12 protein-coding genes are annotated in these 14,671 nt (G+C 46.6%); 6 read left to right on the top strand and 6 right to left on the bottom strand.

The window, feature by feature from the left end; all coding sequences use genetic code 11:
- Nucleotides 1–125: 125 nt before the first annotated feature.
- The 3 genes from CWO27_RS00310 to CWO27_RS00300 all read right to left on the bottom strand — a co-directional run bounded on the left by CWO27_RS00310 (nucleotide 126) and on the right by CWO27_RS00300 (nucleotide 4,120).
- A complete protein-coding gene (locus tag CWO27_RS00310) occupies nucleotides 126–1,337 on the bottom strand; it encodes a tetratricopeptide repeat protein (protein ID WP_107898345.1) in 1,212 nt (403 codons plus the stop codon).
- A gap of 306 nt (nucleotides 1,338–1,643) precedes the next feature.
- The gene (locus tag CWO27_RS00305; protein WP_048662442.1) at nucleotides 1,644–2,246 is read right to left on the bottom strand and encodes a response regulator transcription factor; all 603 of its coding nucleotides are present in this window, start codon (nucleotides 2,244–2,246) and stop codon (nucleotides 1,644–1,646) included.
- 11 nt (nucleotides 2,247–2,257) lie between these two features.
- A complete protein-coding gene (locus tag CWO27_RS00300) occupies nucleotides 2,258–4,120 on the bottom strand; it encodes a sensor histidine kinase (protein ID WP_107898344.1) in 1,863 nt (620 codons plus the stop codon).
- Nucleotides 4,121–4,329: 209 nt separating this feature from the next.
- Here CWO27_RS00300 and dsrO point away from each other — a divergent pair, with 209 nt between their 5' ends.
- The 5 genes from dsrO to CWO27_RS00275 all read left to right on the top strand — a co-directional run bounded on the left by dsrO (nucleotide 4,330) and on the right by CWO27_RS00275 (nucleotide 11,584).
- On the top strand, nucleotides 4,330–5,166 hold the full coding sequence (dsrO, locus tag CWO27_RS00295) for a sulfate reduction electron transfer complex DsrMKJOP subunit DsrO (protein ID WP_102279811.1): 837 nt from the start codon (nucleotides 4,330–4,332) through the stop codon (nucleotides 5,164–5,166).
- Complete coding sequence (gene nrfD / locus CWO27_RS00290) at nucleotides 5,163–6,353, top strand: NrfD/PsrC family molybdoenzyme membrane anchor subunit (protein ID WP_107898343.1); 1,191 nt, start codon at nucleotides 5,163–5,165, stop codon at nucleotides 6,351–6,353. Before dsrO ends, nrfD begins: the two co-directional genes overlap by 4 nt.
- On the top strand, nucleotides 6,326–9,418 hold the full coding sequence (locus CWO27_RS00285; protein WP_107898342.1) for a tetrathionate reductase subunit A: 3,093 nt from the start codon (nucleotides 6,326–6,328) through the stop codon (nucleotides 9,416–9,418). The genes nrfD and CWO27_RS00285 overlap by 28 nt, the downstream gene beginning before the upstream one ends.
- Before the next feature lie 453 nt (nucleotides 9,419–9,871).
- Nucleotides 9,872–10,513 (top strand): c-type cytochrome, encoded by a 642-nt coding sequence (locus tag CWO27_RS00280; RefSeq protein ID WP_048660998.1) that lies wholly within the window; start codon nucleotides 9,872–9,874, stop codon nucleotides 10,511–10,513.
- Between the two features lie 9 nt (nucleotides 10,514–10,522).
- Nucleotides 10,523–11,584 carry a c-type cytochrome gene (locus CWO27_RS00275; protein ID WP_107898341.1) on the top strand — a complete coding sequence of 354 codons (1,062 nt, stop codon included), beginning with the start codon at nucleotides 10,523–10,525 and terminating at the stop codon, nucleotides 11,582–11,584.
- 155 nt (nucleotides 11,585–11,739) lie between these two features.
- Here CWO27_RS00275 and CWO27_RS00270 read toward each other — a convergent pair whose 3' ends face one another.
- Nucleotides 11,740–12,669 (bottom strand): LysR family transcriptional regulator, encoded by a 930-nt coding sequence (locus tag CWO27_RS00270; protein ID WP_004732134.1) that lies wholly within the window; start codon nucleotides 12,667–12,669, stop codon nucleotides 11,740–11,742.
- A gap of 26 nt (nucleotides 12,670–12,695) precedes the next feature.
- On the bottom strand, nucleotides 12,696–13,136 hold the full coding sequence (locus CWO27_RS00265) for an Lrp/AsnC family transcriptional regulator (RefSeq protein WP_102432059.1): 441 nt from the start codon (nucleotides 13,134–13,136) through the stop codon (nucleotides 12,696–12,698).
- 141 nt (nucleotides 13,137–13,277) lie between these two features.
- Here CWO27_RS00265 and CWO27_RS00260 point away from each other — a divergent pair, with 141 nt between their 5' ends.
- Nucleotides 13,278–13,862: a LysE family translocator gene (locus CWO27_RS00260; RefSeq protein WP_065675799.1), complete on the top strand. Its 585-nt coding sequence runs from the start codon at nucleotides 13,278–13,280 to the stop codon at nucleotides 13,860–13,862.
- A 52-nt stretch (nucleotides 13,863–13,914) separates the two neighbouring features.
- On the opposite strand, the gene CWO27_RS00255 is transcribed toward CWO27_RS00260, so the two are convergent.
- On the bottom strand, nucleotides 13,915–14,304 hold the full coding sequence (locus CWO27_RS00255) for a DUF1294 domain-containing protein (protein WP_102478461.1): 390 nt from the start codon (nucleotides 14,302–14,304) through the stop codon (nucleotides 13,915–13,917).
- Nucleotides 14,305–14,671: the final 367 nt, after the last annotated feature.

Below are 14,671 nucleotides of genomic sequence, written 5' to 3'. Positions count from 1 at the left end.
ACATAAAAAAAGGGAAGCATCAGCTTCCCTTTTTATTGTCTTGAGTTTCTCGATTAGAGCTAAAACTATTGTCGACTAATCGCAAGTTGCTCCATCGATAATCGAACACAGCTAATGAGCGCTACTTACTGATTTCGATTCCAGTTAGACTCAACAGCAGACTGACTGAAGTCTAAAGAGCCACTATTCTGACTCGCTGATTTATCTGTTACAGCCTGCTCGGTGTTTACCTGTTGGCTGTAATCAACATTAGCCTCTTGAGCACCCGGCACTTGAGTCTCTATGTGACTCGCCTCTACATTCAACTCATTCCCTTCTTCATCGAGCACTTCTTTCACTTTCTTCGGAACAGGTACATTGCGTTTGTAGAGCTTGTTAAGCGCCTTAATAATCGAATGCTTAGTTATTGCTTCTTGGGTCAGCTTGGTCATTATCGGCTTAGTCAGAGCCTGTAAGCCCACGACTGCATCCACACCAAGCTCCCCGCCTACTTTATCCCGCAAATGCTTCGCTTCTGAGTAACCAAAGTGGGCCGATAGAAATAGCCAGATATACGCGATAGCGTTGCCATGTTCACCATGGTCGATCCAAGCCTCACCAGCTCTAAACATCGCTTCTGCACTGTTCTTTTCTGCGGCCGTTTCAAACCAGTAAACAGCCTCACCATGGTTAGGCTCAACACCCACACCGTTCAAATAACTCATACCAAGTTTAATCTTACCGTCTAGGTTATTTTTTTCAGCGGCCTTTTGGTACCACTCGACCGAACTTTCGGCAGAGTAGTCTGGGTTTTCTTTATCGAGACACCAGTCACCGATAAACAGCATAGCTTCGGTATTACCACCAGCCGCAGACTCTTCGATATAGGTGTAGCCTTTAGGGATGTTCTTATCGGTTCCACGACCAAAGACGAGCGCTTTACCCATCTCGAATTTCGCCGATACGTCATTGTCTAAAGCAGAGATTGCTAGCTGCCAAAAGTTGGCTTTCTCTCTTAAAATCAGGTCTTCTTTGCGCTTCATGCTTAGGCGTACAATGCCGTACATGCCATTGATATTATCGAGTTGCGCCGCTTTGTCGTACCAATACAGAGCTTCCTTAATATTGTTACGTTCAGCTTCTTTCGCCAAGTACAGAATCGACGGTACATGCCCGGTTTCGGCTTTGAAGTGACGCTCTTTTTGCTCTTGTATGCGCGCTTTTTCAATCGCTTTGCGGTAAGCGACAGCACGAGCCTTACGTTCTTGTTCCAAGCGCTGCTTTCTTAGCGATAAAGAGATCAGCCACACGGCGACAAGTATTAACGAAAGAGCCGTCGCACCAATTGCGATTCCCATTGTACTCATAAAATATTTTAACCTAACTCGGCTGATATCAGCCTCGGTGTCGAGGAGTTATCAACCTATAGTGAATGTTTCGAATTACAGGGAAACGCGCCGTTATTAAAACGTTCCGCCCTAAAATGAACTTAGTTCAGTATCTCAGGAATACATAGCGATAAAAAGTCTCCTAAGACCCATCCTTATGTACTCCATAAATGGTGTGATCTTGCTTCAATATCGATTACTTATGAAGACCACCTGTCATCAGAAAATCAGTGGTAAAAGTAATGATTCCCCATCCCTAATACCTTACATCTATGGTTAGGTGAGCTGCCCATAAATGTATGCTAACTCAGCAACTGTTTTCGCAGAAAACTTCTTCATCAAACTCGCTCGGTGTACTTCCACAGTTCTCATTGCAATGCACAATTCATCGGCAATTTTCTGGTTACGCTTACCGTCGATAATTTGTTTGAGGATGTCTATCTCACGCTCGGTTAACGACGCGTACGCTTGGCGATACACGTTCAGGTGTAAGTGTTTTTCAGAAGCGTCCAAACCTTGTTTGATTGCCTCAGCCAACTCACTGCCTTTAACTGGCTTTTGGAAAAAATTCACCGCACCGGCTTGCAGAGCTTCCACGGCCATTGGCACATCGCCATGCCCTGTGAGATAGATAACCGATAACGGGCTCTGCGCTTTCACCATCAGATCATGAACTTGCTGCCCTCTCATCTCTGGCATTCGGCTGTCTAATACCACGCAACCCGGCGCACTCAAATCCACTGAATTCAAAAAGCTTGGTCCATCTTCATAAGCTGATACGGTAAAATCATGCTCTTCCAGTAAGAACACCAATGAATCACGCATTGACTCATCGTCATCAACCACATAGACCGGCAACGTTTGATGAAGTTCAGACATAACAAGATTCCTCATGAATCATTTGAAAGAGAGAAAGGTAAAGTCACCGCGACATGACAACCATGTGGAGTGAGAGACGTAATGCTCATTTGACCACGGTGGTCTTCAATCACGTCTTGGCATATCGCAAGCCCTAGACCCAAGCCGTTTTCTTTGCTGCTCACAAAAGCTTGAGTCACTTGATGCTCGGTAAAATCTAATCCCGTGCCATTATCGATAACTGACAACATCATTTTATCGGGTTGATACTCGGTAATCACTTTAATTGTCGCTGGCTCGTAGTTTTTGTTAGCAATATCAGACATCGCGCGCTGCTGTTGGGCGTTACACGCATCGGTCGCATTGTTGATCAGGTTTACAATCACTTGTTGTAGCCCCACCGAATCAACATGCATCTCCATGGGCTTACCTACGACGTAACGCTCAACGGTAATCTGGTGCTGTTGTAAACGGAACAGTAGCAATTCAATAGTGTCTGATAGTAACTGCTCGATGTCAGTCTGCGACTTCTCTGATGAGCGTTTCTTTATCATGTTTCTTAGGCGCCGAATGATCGCGTCTGCTCGATCCACTTGCGATTGGATCTTCTCAAAGACAGGTTCAATATCGGTGAGTGGCTTGTTCTTCGAAATCCGTAATAAACCGCCTTCGCTGTAGTTACGAATCGCCGCCAAAGGTTGATTGAACTCATGCGCTAGACTGCTCCCCAACTCACCCACGACGGCGATGCGTTGAGAATGCTCTAGCTGTTCACTCTTACTCTTTAGCTTGTTAAGTGTCGCTTCTAACTGCTTTTTGCTGCGACTGAACTTGTACTCAAGCCAAAAGTGGTAAGCATTCAAGAACACGACTAACAAGAAAAACGCCCATGCCCATTGCTGATTGTACTTCAGCCAGATTAACGCTTCTTTCCACCAAGGTTGTTGTAGTGGGTGCATATCGAGTTGCTGATAAAGCTTGTCGATCGGCAATAAGCTTGTGGGTGATGTCCAGCCGGAAGCATTCGCCGCAATCGCTGGCCCACTGTTTTTTGGCATCGCAAATAGTACCTGACTCATTTGCTTAGCCAGTGCTGAAGAGGCTCGCTCTGTTTTGGCAAATGACCAGTTGGAATACAGAGGTGTAGACACTTGGCATCGGAACCCTTCCGGTGCTTGGTTGCCAATAACACGATATTGTTCAGCCACCAGCAAGCCTTCACTGATCATGTTTTCAACCAAACAGGCTGGGACGACTGCCGCTTCAATGTGACCATCTCGCAGCTGATACAGACTCGCATCAATCGGGAAGCCCAAGAAATGAGTATTAGAGAAAAATTGGTTGGGGTTCAGCCCTTCCTGCATCACTTGATAGCGCATGGTGAGGTACCCGCCAAACGCATTTTCAGAAACCGCAGCAATTGGTTTTCCGACGAGCTGTTCAAACGAGATATAGGGGGACATTCTTCTGACCACCAATGCCGATCCGATACTGCGCGTGCTGCTCACACCTTGATCGTTGTAGTTGTGGCTAGTCATGGTCACCATCCAAGAGAGGTCATACTGACGCCCTAAGCGAACCGCCTGACCTGGATTAGTGACAACAAAATCGACCTCGACCTTCTTTACCGCTTCCGCCATCTCTTCCAAGTTGAAAGGCTTGAGAACAAAATGTTTACCCGGGATACGCTCAGACAACCAGTCCATTGTTGGTTGCCAACGTTGTTGCGCTGCAAGTTTACCCCTGATGGCTAAAACACCCACTTCAATCGTCTGGTCTGGTTCAATCGTATTTGTCGCTACTGAAACAGGTTCCGTTTGACCAGCGACACAAACACCTACGCTTAAGCTCAGCCAGCAGATACTGATGAATGTGATGAGGTTGCGAGCAGTCACGGACATCTCTTTATTCAATCGGATTACCTATTCAATGATTTCTCAATGCGTTAAAACGCTTTTAAACAAAGCATAACAGCTAGATAGCGAAAACCACATTTGTTCTAGATCAACTTTGATCTGGGTATGTGGAAATCCACAATACCCCGTTAACAGTCAAAAACTGACAATGAGCCTAACAGATCGAATACCCATTTATAGGTACCTCTATGGACTCATTGAAAAGACGGTTTCTCAGCCAATTCGGTAAAGTTTCCGCCGGCGCTGCGCTCATTCCCATTACCGGAATCAACACCGCAGTCGCGAGCACAGCCATTCGCAATAACAACCAGCCTGACCGCAAAGGCGAAGTAGGCAAGCGCTACGCGATGGCGATTGATTTACGTAAATGCGTTGGTTGTCAGGCATGCACTGTTGGCTGCAGCGTTGAAAACCAAGCGCCAATCGGCCAGTTCAGAACCACCGTAAAACAATATGAAGTCTCCCTTGATGATGGTTCGACTGCTCAACAAGACGTGAAATCATTCATGTTACCTCGCCTATGTAATCACTGTGACAACGCACCCTGCATCAAGGTTTGTCCTGTTCAAGCGACCTTCCAGCGTGAAGATGGGATAGTGATGGTCGACAACGAACGCTGCGTAGCCTGTGCTTACTGTGTTCAAGCTTGTCCTTACGATGCTCGTTTTATTAACAACGACACGCTTACCGCCGACAAATGTACCTTCTGTGCACACCGCCTTGAAGATGGGTTGCTGCCCGCTTGTGTAGAAACTTGTGTCGGTGGCGCGCGTGTCATCGGTGACCTTAAAGATCCAAACAGCGAGATCAACCGTCTGCTCAATGAAAACCAAGACGACATCAAGGTGCTTAAGCCTGAGCAGAATACCAACCCCCATGTTTTTTATATCGGCATGAACGAGCGATTCGTTAGCCACATTGAAGGCCAACCTGCGATTTATGATCCAGCCGCCATCGATAACTCATCCTCTAGCAAACAAGAATTGGCAATCGCGACACAAGGCAAACAAGGAGAGACAGCATGAATATCACTGAGGTGTTAGTCCCCGCTCAAGAGATCGCTTGGCTACCGTGGGCGGTTCAATATTTCTTCTACATTGGTTCAGCTTACGCAGCGGCTATTCTGTTCTTGATTTCACTTGTATTCAAAAACTCAACCAGCCATCAATTCCGTTCTGCCCTTGTGCTTGTGATGGCCATCGGCGCGATTGTTGGGCCATCAGCATTAACCGGTGATTTACACCAACCGGGACGTGCTTGGCACTTCTACGCTCACATCACGCCTTGGTCATGGATGTCATTAGGCTCTCTATTCCTACCTTTGTTCTCTGGTCTGGCTGTTGCGACAGCTTGGGTTTACCTGCGTGATGACATCGCACAGCTTAAGGAAAGTGAAAACCCACTTCTAAAACGTTTGGCTTGGCTGACGCTAGGTCAATGGCAAATATCGTCAAAGCTGATGATTACGCTCGCTGCTGTGACGGCTATTTCGGGCCTAAGCATCGCGCTTTATACAGGCGCAGAGATAGCAATTTTGGCGAGCCGACCGCTTTGGCATCAACCGGCTTCTCCACTACTTTGGTTCACGACCGCATTCTTTGCTGCAACGGGTTTAACGCTGTTGATTTGGGCTCTGCTGCCTTCAAGTAAACCAAGCTTAAAACCAACAGACCTAGCTCTGATACAAAGAACCATTACCTTGACAGGTGGCCTTGCCATCATTCTTACGTCGATTTGGGCATCTAACCATGGTCACTTCAATCTCTATGAGAACAACGCTTGGGGAATCAATCTAGGCATCATGACCACCAGCATTTTGCTGTGTATGATCTTAGTTCTCCCCCTACAACGCTTATCGCAAAGCAAGCTAGGAATTATCTGTGTAGCACTTGCGACCATGATTTCAGCATGGGCGGTACGCTGGGTCACCATGATGGAAGTTCAAACCATTCCACGTTTTGATGTAGGCCCATTCCCTTATGAACTGCCGATGGGGAGCGCTGGGCTACTTGGCATTATTGGTATGTGCGGCCTTTGGTTAGCGCTTGCGCTGTTCGCTTCTGAAATCGTGTCTACTGGATCTAAAAGAACAACTGGCTCTGCACAAAAGACAGAATCTAAGCCAAACCCAAACACACCGTCACCACTTAACCGCTCACATAGCTTGTCGTCTGAGGAATCATCATGGATAACAAACGTCGTCAATTTTTGAAAACAGGCCTTGCTGCCGGTGGTGTTGGAGCTTTTGCTGCAGGTTATGCGACAACCACAAAGCACATGGTTCACGGTGCTATCGATGGCACCGCGGGCAAGAAAACCAATCACATCCATCACGGTAACTCGCTCGAGACGGAATACAGTGTCGATGAGCAAGGTAAGATTTCGCCGAATCCAAACCAACGCGTTGCACCATCAATGTGTTTTGGCTGCTGGACATTGTGTGGCTTACGTGTGCGTATCGATAATCGCAATGACGAGATTTTGCGCATCTCAGGCAACCCTTACCACCCGCTATCAAGCGACCAACAGATCCCGTTCAAAACGCCTGTAAAAGACGCCTACATTGGTTTGTCTGGTGAATCAGGTATCAATAACCGCTCGACAGCCTGCGCCCGCGGTAACGGCATGTTAGAGATTCAAAACAGCCCATACCGAATCACTCAACCGCTCAAACGCGTTGGTAAGCGTGGTGAAGGCAAGTGGGAGCCAATCAGCTACGAACAACTAATCTCTGAGATCACCGAGGGTGGTGACTTATTTGGTGAAGGTGAAGTTGAAGGCTTACGATCGATTCGCGACATCGAAACGCCACTTGATCCGAACAACCCTGAATACGGACCAAAAGCCAACCAACTGCTTGTGACCAATGCCGGTAATGAAGGCCGTGACGACATCTTGAAGCGTTTTGCATTTAACAGCTACGGTACTCGCAACTTTGGCCATCACGGCTCTTACTGTGGCTACGCGTTCCGTGCAGGTTCAGGTGCGATCATGAATGATCTAGACAAATTCTCGCACTTAAAGCCTGACTTCAATAACGCAGAGTTCATTCTTTTCATCGGTATGTCTCCGGCTCAAGCGGGTAACCCGTTTAAGCGCCAAGCAAGACAACTGGCTGAGGCTCGTACCAACGGAAAACTGAGCTACACCATAGTGACACCAAGCCTTCCTGCAGGATCTTCAAGCCTTGCTGCGGGCGATCGCAACAACTGGCTACCGATCAAACCGGGCACCGATTCAGCATTAGTACTGGGCATGATCCAATGGATCATCGAGAACCAACGCTACAATCACGACTTCTTGTCTCGCCCAAGTGCGCAAGCGATGCAAAAAGCAGGCACCACGCATTGGTGTAATGCTTCACACCTTGTAATCAGTGACGAAGCACACCCACAAAACGGGCGTATGCTTCGCGCATCGGATGTGGGTTTGCTAGAAACAGGCGAACCGATGTCTGACGATGATGGATTTATCGCACTAGATGTGACAACGTCACTATTATCATCGCATATTCAGGTGAATGAAGCGGCTCTGTTCGTCGATCAAGACGTAGAAATTGATGGTCAAACCGTTCGTGTGAAGTCTTCTCTACAAAGATTGAAGGAAGAAGCCTTCAGATACGACCTTGCTTATTACAGTGAGCAGTGTGAAATCCCGCAAGACCAAATTATTGCACTAGCGAAACGCTTCACCAGCTACGGAACGAAAGCAGTTGTTGATACTCACGGTGGCAACATGCACACCAACGGCTTCTACAACTCGTTCTCTATTCTGATGCTGAACGCGCTGATCGGTAACATCAATGCAAAAGGCGGTGCGATGGCGAAAGCTGGTGGCTACCCAACTTCTGTTGCAGGCCCGCGTTATGACTTTACCAAGTTCAAGGGTAAGACTAAGCCTCAAGGTGTGTTCTTGTCTCGCAGCAAATTCCCATATCACAAGACCAGCGAATACAAGCGTCGCGTTGCTGCAGGTGAATCACCTTACCCGACACGCGCGCCGTGGTACCCAATCTCAGCGCCGCTTTTAACCGAGCATTTATCAGCAGCCATTGATGGCTACCCTTACCGCGCAAAAGCGTGGATCAACCACATGGCGAACCCACTCTATGGCGTACCGGGTTTAGACAACCTGTTAGGCGACAAGCTTAAGGACCCAAAACAGCTTGGTTTGATCGTCTCTATCGATGCCTTCATCAATGAAACTACAGCACTATCAGATTACCTAGTGCCAGACACGGTAACCTACGAAAGCTGGGGCATGGCAACACCTTGGCATGGCGTTGCAACTAAGGCGATCACCGCTCGTTGGCCGATTGTTGAACCTAAAACTTCTCGCACTCAGGACGGACGTGCCATCAACCTAGAGAACTTCTTTATTGATCTGGCGAAAACACTTGGCTTGGGTGGCTTTGGCGATAACGTAATTAAAGACAGTCAAGGTAACTGGCACGGCATCAATAGTGCGGAAGATTTCTACCTGCGCTCTGCGGCTAATCTAGCGTTCGTTAAAGGCGGAGTGCCTAATGTAGATGCAGAAGATATCGTTTGGTCTGGTCTAGAGCGCCTAGTACCTGTGATGAACAAAACGCTTAAGCCAGAAGAGATGCTCAAAGTGGCGTATATCTTTGCGCGTGGCGGTCGTTTCGAAGACGCAACCAATGCCTACACCAATGAAACCATGAAATACAAATGGACCAAACCTTTGGCTATCTGGAATGAAAAGCTGGGGACCTCTCGCAACACCATCAGTGGCGAACAGTACATGGGTTGCCCGACATGGTATCCACAGAAGCTGGCAGACGGCACACCTTTGGCAGAGCAATTCCCGACCAAAGAGTGGCCATTTACTCTGACCAACTTTAAATCCAACATTCACAGTGCAGTATCTAACTTGTCACCACGTTTGGAGTCGATCAAAGGCGTGAACCCAGTTTACATTCACCCGCAAGACGCCTCTTCTGCTGGCATCAAAACAGGCGACATATTTGCCATTGAAACACCGAGTTCAACTACACACGCGTTGGCGATGGTGATTGATGGTATCAAACAAGGCACATTAGGCTTTGAACACGGCTTTGGACACAAAGAGCTCGGTGAACGTGCACACTGGATTGGTGACACACAACAACCATTGAAGATGAAGTCGAACGATGGCGTTAACATCAATGATATAGGCTTGATTGACCCGACAAGAGAAGGCAAAGGCGTGATGTTAGATTGGGTTGTGGGAGCAGCAGCAAGACAAGCGCTTCCGGCTAAGATCTACAAAGTCTAATCAGTGATCCAACATATATCCCTAGTCATTCCGGAATAGGGACACAACAGAGCAACTTCGCCATTCGAGGTTGCTCTGCTTTTTTAGCAGTCAATACATCGACAGCATTCAATTCACAACAACCAAACACTCTTCACTTCTCTTTTCTTCTCTTTTCTTCTCTTCATCACAACTTTTTAAGCCCGGATCTATAAAGCAGCTATGCTTATACGATCGGTGCCATAAAAGAGCCTTAACAAGCAGTTACACCGAGGCGAACATGGAAGTTCCCTTGCATTTCGTTAACGGCAGCCTGATTCGCCTATCGAAATTCACATCAATGCCATTCTGGTGGTTGAGGTTATTAATGTGAGGCTTATCTCAAGTTCCAAGTGAATTAATGTGGAAATCCACAATAGCGCGAACAATCAATTATGTCGAAAATGCGTGCACTACAACCAATAGCGACGCCTCATGACTAAGCTGAAAATTAAAACTCAAACACTAACGCTTTGTATCGCAGCTCTGGGAAGCCTTTCTTTATCTGGTTTTGCACAAGCAGCGCCTAATCCAATGCCAGAAGCCGCAGAAACCTGTAGCGGATGCCACCAAGTTGACGGTAAAGGCATGCCCAACATTGCCCCTATGCTAGCAGGGCTCAATGCTGACTACCTTGAACACCAACTGGTTCTATTCTCTAGTGGTGAGCGTCAAAGCGCGATCATGAAGGGCATGGCGGATGGTGTGTCTGATCCTACCGTTCGTCGTGAAGTAGCAGAGTACTTTGCATCATTACCGTCATACGAATTCAGCGATTTAGAACAGCGCGGCTCACAGGCTGATATTGATAATCCTTATCGTAAGCTTGTATTCCAAGGCGATTGGGATAGAAACATTCCAGCTTGTGCAACCTGTCATGGGCCAAGTGGTATGGGTGTAGACAAATTTCCACGCCTAGCGAGCCAGCACGCCGACTACATTCAAAATCAGCTCAACGCTTGGAAAAACGGCACTCGTAAGGGTGATGATTTGAACATGATGGGCAACATCGCAGGCAAGTTAACCGACGATGAAATCAAAAAACTGTCTTACTACTTCGCATCTTTCCGATACTAAAGGGCTCGCATGAAAACATTACTTTTAATTACCGCAACCCTTGCCTCTGGAATCGCTTACGCCGAAGGTGAGTTGCCCGATCGCCAAACCGAACTGCCAGCCGTCGAAAAAGTGAAAGACAACAAGTACCTAGTGCCACGCGACTTAGTGGATATCCCAGCAGGAGAATTTGGCGACAAAGTCAAACTGGGCTACTCACTGTTTGTTGACTCACAACAGATGCGTGGCGAATACGTCGGCAACGAGCAAAACTGTGTTAACTGCCACATGCAAGCAGGCATGAAGCCCAATGCAGCGCCACTTTGGGGCGCTTACATGGCTTATCCGGCTTATCGTAAGAAGAACGACAAGGTCAACAGCTACGCTGAGCGTATTCAAGGCTGTTTCACCTATTCAATGAACGGAATCGCACCAGCCTTAGACTCAAAAGAACTGGTCGCACTCAGCGCTTACTCCTACTGGTTGGCGATGGGCGGCATCTTAGATAAGAACGGTATGCAAGATACGCCAGTTCCTGAGATCAGTGATGCAGATTTACAAATCGGTGGTAAAGCGGAAAGCTTCCCTCTTCCGGAAGAGCTGTTAAGCAAATACCCGATCGATGATCGCAGCAAGTTGGCAGGCCGTGGCTACCCTAAGATTGCTAACCCTGAACAAGAACCGTCAATAGCGCGTGGTGAGAAGGTTTACCAAACCAGCTGCCAAACCTGTCATGGTCAAAATGGTGAAGGTATTAAAGGAGCAGACGGCCGATCATACTTCCCACCACTGTGGGGCGAAAACGCGTATAACTGGGGCGCGGGTATGCACCGCGTGAACACAGCTGCCTACTTTATCTATGAAAACATGCCGCTTGGAAAGAGCCAGCAACTTTCGATTCAAGATGCATGGGATGTGGCTGCGTTTGTGAATAGCCATGAGCGCCCACAATACCCGAGATACAAGGGCGATGTGGCTGATAATGCAGAACGCTATCACAAACATCAGGGCTACTACGGTAAAGAAGTGGATGGCCACGTATTGGGTACAAAAGCTTATCCAAGTGGCAAAGAAGTGATTCATAATCACTAGCTTCACTTAAAGAGGGACTCTTTTCGAGAAAAGAGCCGTTCACACCAGCTATAGCTACACTTTACATTGTAAATCAGTTATAGCCTGAGAGTAAAAAGGAGCCAGTTCGTATGAAGTTCTGGCTCCTTTTTTTATTTGATATGGCATAGAAGCAGCTAACCTTGCTGCATCTTCTCCCAAATGGTTGGAGAGCCAATATAGTCTTGAACCGTAGTGATGAACTCTTTCACCAGCTTGGTCTGTTTGCGGTGTGGATAGACAGCATAAATCGCGGTATCGATTGTAGAAATCGGATAATCCGGTAGCAAGGTGACCAAGCCAAGTTCTTTCATTGAGGCATACAGGTTTGATTGATCAAGGAAGCCATAACCTAGACCATCTTTCACACAAGACACCATGGTACGAACATCACTCACCTTATAGTTGCCACGAATCGTCAGGCTTTGGAAAGTATTGCCATGCGGCTCTTCACTGATACGCAGATGATCAACCGTCATATCGCCATTGGTATAAATCACCGCAGGCAAAGCTAGCAAATCTTGTGGTGTCTTAGGTTCACCGTGCTGCTTAACAAAATCATTCGACGCGACCAACATGAAGTTACTGTCAGCAATCTTCTTCGCAATCAAATTCGATTCAACAAGCTTGCTGAAGCGAAAGGCGATATCGAATTGGCCTGCGATGATATTGGCGATCTTATCGTCCAGTGAAAGGACAATCTGAACATCCGGGTACTTTCTCATAAACTGAGTGATGATAGGTTGCAGGTATTGCTGACCAAAATAGATCGGAGATGTAATTCGTAACACACCTTTGGGTTCAGACTGGTATGAATCAGCAATGCCTTGGATCTGATTAATGGTATCTTTCAGCACATAGGTTTGCGCTAAAATATCTTCCCCTGCCGACGTCAATGAGAACGAGCGCGTAGAGCGGTTGAGCAACTGAACACCTAAGTCTTGCTCAAGCTTTTTTATCTGTTTAGAGAGTGATGAATTGTCCATATCATGCAAGGTTGCCGCTTTGGTGAACGACCCTTGTTGAACCACATCTAAGAACAATAACAACTGATTAGTATTGGGCACTTCGCCTCTCCTGCAATAAAACTCGATTAGCGTTCATCTTTAGGGGTATCCATCACAACCATAGTCGTTATGGATTGAACCTGAGCACATTCCCCAAGTACATCGGCATGAAACTTCTTATATCCCGGCAGATCTTTGGTTTCGACTCTCAACAAATACTCGTTAGCGCCAGTGATGTTGTGACATTCCACCACCTCTTTTTCCATGCTGACATGTTGTTCAAATTCCAACTGAGCCGCTTTGCTATGGCTAGATAAGCCAATCGAAACGTAGGCAATAAAACCAATGCCCATTAAGCCATTATCAAGAACCGCGCGGTAACCTTGAATGATCCCTTTACGCTCAAGATCTTGTACTCGCCTTAAGGTCGCTGAAGCCGACAGACCAATTCGTTCTGAAAGCTCAATGTTGGAGATTCTGCCGTCCAATTTAAGCTCTTGCAATATCCTTTCGTCAAATCTATCCATAGGTACTTATTATTGTGCATTTAGTGATAATAGATGAAATAAAAGCACATAATTGCCTTACTTTCCACCTACTATGTTTCTCAACACGTGAAAGTCATGACCGGTCAGTCACTTCGTTCATTTTATTGCTGGAGAACCATAATGCCTTTAGAACAACTTAGCGCGCTTGCCTTGTTTGCGTTTGTCTCGACCTTCACGCCGGGTCCAAATAACATCATGCTCATGACATCAGGTGCCAATGTTGGCTTTGCTCGTACCATTCCACACATGCTTGGCATAGCTCTAGGGTTTGCCGCTATGTTGCTGTTGGTTGGCTTCGGCTTAATGGGGATTTTCAATGCATACCCGGTGACGCACCAAATCTTGAAATACCTGAGCCTTGCTTACTTGGTTTACCTAGCGATTAAAATAGCAAAGAGTGGAAAAGCTAAAAGCACTGAAGCTTATAAACCGATGACCTTCATTGGCGCGGCAAGTTTTCAGTGGGTTAATCCGAAAGGTTGGTCAATGGCACTGACAGCCATTTCTGTTTATAGCAGCGGTAGTTCATGGTGGGAACTTGCAATCATCGCAGCGATATTCACACTAGCTAACTTGCCATCCGTAACTTTCTGGACGGCAGCAGGCAAGCAACTGCAACACTGGCTAACAACGCCAGTCCGCATCAAAAGCTTCAACTATGGCATGGCGGGGTTGCTGTTAGCCTCAACGATTCCGATGTTGTAGCCAGATAGCTTCCATATGATGGTTAGCAAGTGATTACTAACCATCAATTTCATTACAAGTATCCAATAACCTCACTAACCCAACGACCGAATATCGCCTGCCCACTCGGTGTTAACGTCCATATAAACACTGCTATATTCATCGCCACCGTCAGCCAATAAATCGCTCTGAACGGCTGCTTTTGCGTTTTATGACGCAGCTTGTCTTGTGCGAGCAAAGCCCCCAACCAACCACCAGCTACAGAAAAAACATGCAAGGTTTTCTCTGGAACACGCCAATTACCATTGATCGCTGCTCGCTTGTCTTTCGCGTACACAAAAAACGTCACCAATCCGATAACCAAATACCACACCAACAGCGCTTTAGAACTTTCTGCAAACAACACAGATATCGCAACCAACATCAGATAGGTGATAGCAATTTTAATAGATGAAGACAACATCAACTCCTTTTGGGTAACAGCTCACATATTGTGGCAATTACGCCCTGTAGATTTTGATAGAAAGAGCTCAGTAGCACGGAGCTAGTCTACTAAGAAACCTCTTCCTAAACACACGTTGGATCTATCGTAATCGAAAGGATCTGAAAATAGAAATGACAGTATTTTCACACTTATGTGAATCCATTTTTAGTGTCAAAATATTTGTGGTTACTCCACACTAATTAATAGGGTTATTATTAGCTATAGTAGCAATAAAAACGGTAATAAATAAAACTTTATTGCCATTGAAAAATAAGAGCCAAAAAAAGTGGTATTCGTCTCACATTAATAAGGATGAGTTCTCATCCTTATTATCTACTCCTATCCT

The organism is Vibrio sp. 10N.286.51.C3, assembly GCF_003050065.1.
GTDB classification, from domain to species: domain Bacteria; phylum Pseudomonadota; class Gammaproteobacteria; order Enterobacterales; family Vibrionaceae; genus Vibrio; species Vibrio crassostreae.
The sequence above is the reverse complement of the archived record's forward strand: the minus strand, read 5'-3'. Positions and strand labels throughout refer to the sequence as shown.